Source organism: Convivina intestini, from assembly GCF_003096575.1.
Taxonomy (GTDB): Bacteria; Bacillota; Bacilli; order Lactobacillales; family Lactobacillaceae; genus Convivina; species Convivina intestini.
In genome coordinates this window covers 1-3680 of sequence record NZ_QEKT01000018.1, presented here as the reverse complement: position 1 = coordinate 3680, position 3680 = coordinate 1, and the positions used below count along the sequence as shown (strand labels likewise).

The 3680-nt window shown below is 38.4% G+C and carries 4 protein-coding genes; all 4 read right to left on the bottom strand.

The annotated features are described in order from the left end of the window. Positions 1 to 320: hypothetical protein (locus C7384_RS07975; protein WP_133240791.1), on the bottom strand; the 320-nt coding region annotated here is incomplete at its 3' end. A gap of 1060 nt (positions 321 to 1380) precedes the next feature. After that, on the bottom strand, positions 1381 to 1800 hold the full coding sequence (locus C7384_RS07970) for a DUF722 domain-containing protein (protein ID WP_116585402.1): 420 nt from the start codon (positions 1798 to 1800) through the stop codon (positions 1381 to 1383). Between the two features lie 9 nt (positions 1801 to 1809). Continuing rightward, the gene (locus tag C7384_RS07965; protein WP_089940523.1) at positions 1810 to 2250 is read right to left on the bottom strand and encodes a restriction endonuclease subunit S; all 441 of its coding nucleotides are present in this window, start codon (positions 2248 to 2250) and stop codon (positions 1810 to 1812) included. Beyond that, the gene (locus C7384_RS07960; protein ID WP_089940526.1) at positions 2247 to 3527 is read right to left on the bottom strand and encodes an N-6 DNA methylase; all 1281 of its coding nucleotides are present in this window, start codon (positions 3525 to 3527) and stop codon (positions 2247 to 2249) included. The genes C7384_RS07965 and C7384_RS07960 overlap by 4 nt, the downstream gene beginning before the upstream one ends. Positions 3528 to 3680 lie beyond the last annotated feature (153 nt).

Here is a 3680-nt window from a genome sequence, read left to right as displayed (position 1 = left end):
ATCGGGAAGAATCCATTATCTGGGAATAACAATCGCTCGCCCTGCTCATTATGAACAGTAAACTCAAGTCCATAGCTACCGGTTGGCAATTCTTGCAGACGATTGTTATTAAAATCAACAATCACTTTACTGTCTTGCAGCTTGAATTGGACGTCAAATAAGAATCCAGTATTTTTAACTGACACGAACGCCTTGGAATCGTCAAACGGTAGTTTTTCTCCACCATCATTCAATAGGAACGTCATGGTGGTCCCGTTATCGCTGTACTTCACGTTATTGCCGTTTAATGAACGCACTGTTTTCGTATTACCGTATTCCATTAGCTTTCCTTTCTATGTACTAAAAAAGCACCCCCATTAAGAGTGTGCTGAATGTACTAAATAAATTATTTATTACTGATCCATTTATAGAAAAAAATAAACCCTATGACTACTAATATAAATATGATTAGTACTGCTAATAGCCATCCCAACATATAAAATACCTCACTCTAGAGTTTTACGAATTTCTTTAATGTATTCACTATAAACAATTTCATATTTGACGATTGCATTATTTGCAACAGTCATTATGTACGATAGGGTAAGGATTTGCACCCTACATAGAGCCACTCGATATATGCTAGTAGCAGTTCTTAAGTGCTCCCTGTACATATAATTCCCACATGAGTGTATTGTGTACGTCTACCTATTCCGTCACCTATCATTCATTTGTATTAACCGTAAGGCGTCACGGTCGAGACATACAATGGTGTACGATGCCCAACCATCAGGCATGTATGTACTTGTGGGTAGCTACCCCACCTACCGCATCAAACCGAAACAAGCGGATTATCTCTCCTAGGTAGAGAGTTTTTTGTTATTACGACTGACTCATCTCGGAGAATACACTGGTCGTAACCGTACGTGTATCCGTTGCGCAATAATCCTCGGAAATATGTAGCCCTCTTACGCTTGGGGAGTGCGAATATATATATATATATATATACTGCTCGTCAGCAGTATGAATAATCGAGGACTTGCACCTCACGAGTTTTCTAACGTGGTATTTAGCCGCTGCGAGCAAACTATAACCACGGCCTAACGCCATTATTCAGAATAAGCAGTGACAGCGATAAGTAGTGTAAAGGCATTTCAAAAATAAATAGAAGGAAAAATACATGAAAGTTGCTGTCACTGCTAAGCGCGACCACGGAATCGAACCGCGTTCGTCGTGATAACGAAAGAAGTATCCTTTTTAGTTTAGTTTACTTCGGCCACCGGCCAACATCGCGCAGGATAAGAGACACACGTCTCATTTGATTTTTTGCATACTACAATTATTACACCATTTTAAGGGGTAAAAACCCACAAAGTACCGCATAAAAGACGCATAATATTGCTACATCGACATATCCACAAGGCGGTTCCAGATAGAATTCTCAAACTGTTCTTTGACAAAATTAAGGTCACGTTGACACTGGCTTTTAGACTTGTGCATCTTATAGGATATTAGTTGCCAAGTATGACGGTCACGAGTATCATAGCGCCACTTTAATAACTGAATCATGTCATTAGTGATTGTTTTTAGGAACTCTTCAATCATTCTAATTTCTGTGAATAGATATTTTAGTTCCCGGTCGCTTTCCTCAGCAATTAGTTTACTATCGACTGGATTACGGTTAACATTCAACGCCCGACCGCCACCAATGTTTTCATCAGTTTGCTTTGGAAGACTTAGTTCTAATCGACGTACTTGTATTCTCATGTTAATGACCCCGGAAAAATAATCACTGAATAGTTTGTCTATCTTATCCGCCACGTCGTCCCCCTAAATGAACATCTTACTTAGCATCCATTGCTTTTGATTTTTTAGTTGCTGATCGATTTGAATTCCTATTTCAATCTTTTCATCCAAGTTTGAAAACAATTCAGCGATTGCTACTTGTGTCTCAACGTTATGTAGCTGCACTTTGAAGTTAGCTAACTCATCAAACTGGATATTAATACCTGCCTTAAATACGTGCATAAACTGCTGAATATTTTTTTGTAAAACGACATTTAGATACATTGGATTTACACCAGCAATCGGAACAATAGCTACATACTTCGGCTCAACTTCGCTCGGCTTCTTTAAAAATCCTATTTGGCCCTGTGTTGCTGATATTTGTAATGTTGACGTTCCTGCTGGATAGATATGACCAGCTTTAGCACATTCATATTCAGCTATATCCGGAAGTTTTAAACTTTGAAAGTCGTAAGGGTCTATCATAGTAACTCCTGTTGTGCCTGTACCTGTTTACGTTTAGCCTTGGCGTTTAAGTAGGCCTTGAGTTTGTCTAGATCATGAGCGTCTTGTAATGACTGAGTAGCAACCAAAGCGTTAACCGATAGAGACAACTCACTGAACAATCGCTGTTCTTCTTGATCTAGTTCAAATAACTCTTTAACCGTCTGTCCAATTGGGATAACAGGTTCCGGTTCAAAAGTATCAACGTAACGATGAATATTTAAATTAAAGTCATTTTCTACAAAGTCTTCATAACTCACTACACTAGCGTACTTATCAATACTCTTACGCTGCTTGTAAGTGCTAATAATCTTGTCAATGTTGTCTCTGGTTAGCTCGTTTTTATTATTTAACTTGTTGAATTCTTTGCTAGCGTCGATAAACAGCACATCATGGTTGGTTCGATTCTTCTTGAGTACCAACACTACCGTTGGAATATTAGTCGACAAGAACAATTTATCAGGCAGGCCAATTACAGCATCAATGTAGTTGTTTTCAATTAGCTGCTTACGTATTTTTGCTTCAGCTTGTCCTCTGAATAAAATACCGTGCGGAAGAATAATAGACATTGTACCGTTATCAGCTAGATGGTATAAACCTTCTAACAAAAATGCATAATCACTCTTAGACTTAGGCGCTAATACTTCGTATTCACTAAACCGTGGTTGTTGTAAATATTCTGGTTTAGGATTCCATGGCATTGAGTAAGGCGGATTCATAATAACGGTGTCAGTCTTAATATTATTGTCGAGTAAACCTTTTTCGTTTACTTTTTCAATGCTTGAATATTGACTTCCTTTCGATAGCTTATAAGTGGCAAATTCTTCACGTGTTAAGCTATCTCCGTGCCATACAATACCATCAATATTTCTAATAGCTAGGTTAAATAATAGGAACGGAATAGCACGGTCTGAAAACTCTTCACAGTAATAACGAGCGTCTGGATTGTCACGCCAGCGCTTAATCGTTAAACCACCAGTTCCAGCACAAATATCGGCGTTACTTGTGGTACTTCCTAATAACTCACTGGCAACTGTTACTAAACCATCAGGGGTGTAGTCCTGCTTCTTGTCTTTACGGTCGGCCTGCTCTGCCTGAAAGAACTCCGTAAACAAATCAAACGATAAATCGGACTGTTCAGCTAAAAAAGAATCAAATAACTTAGTCCGCTGTTCACTATCCCGCATGATTTTTCCTATCTTAATCGGAGCTTGATAGCTTTCTTTTACGTCAATTAATTTTAGAAAATCTAATGCCATGTCGCCCCCTCTAATAAACTGCTATGTACACAACGGTGGTTGACCCGTTGCTGATAACGTTTAAAACCACGTAACTTATACAAATAAATGAACAATGAATGCCATTACGATAGTTATAAATATTACGAATAATTTAGCAAAGCTAGCAGTTGG

Bases quoted from the DNA above. Each gene is read 5' to 3' on its own strand.
- C7384_RS07965 (WP_089940523.1), bottom strand. From the start codon at position 2,250: ATGATAGACCCTTACGACTTTCAAAGTTTAAAACTTCCGGATATAGCT.
- C7384_RS07960 (WP_089940526.1), bottom strand. From the start codon at position 3,527: ATGGCATTAGATTTTCTAAAATTAATTGACGTAAAAGAAAGCTATCAA.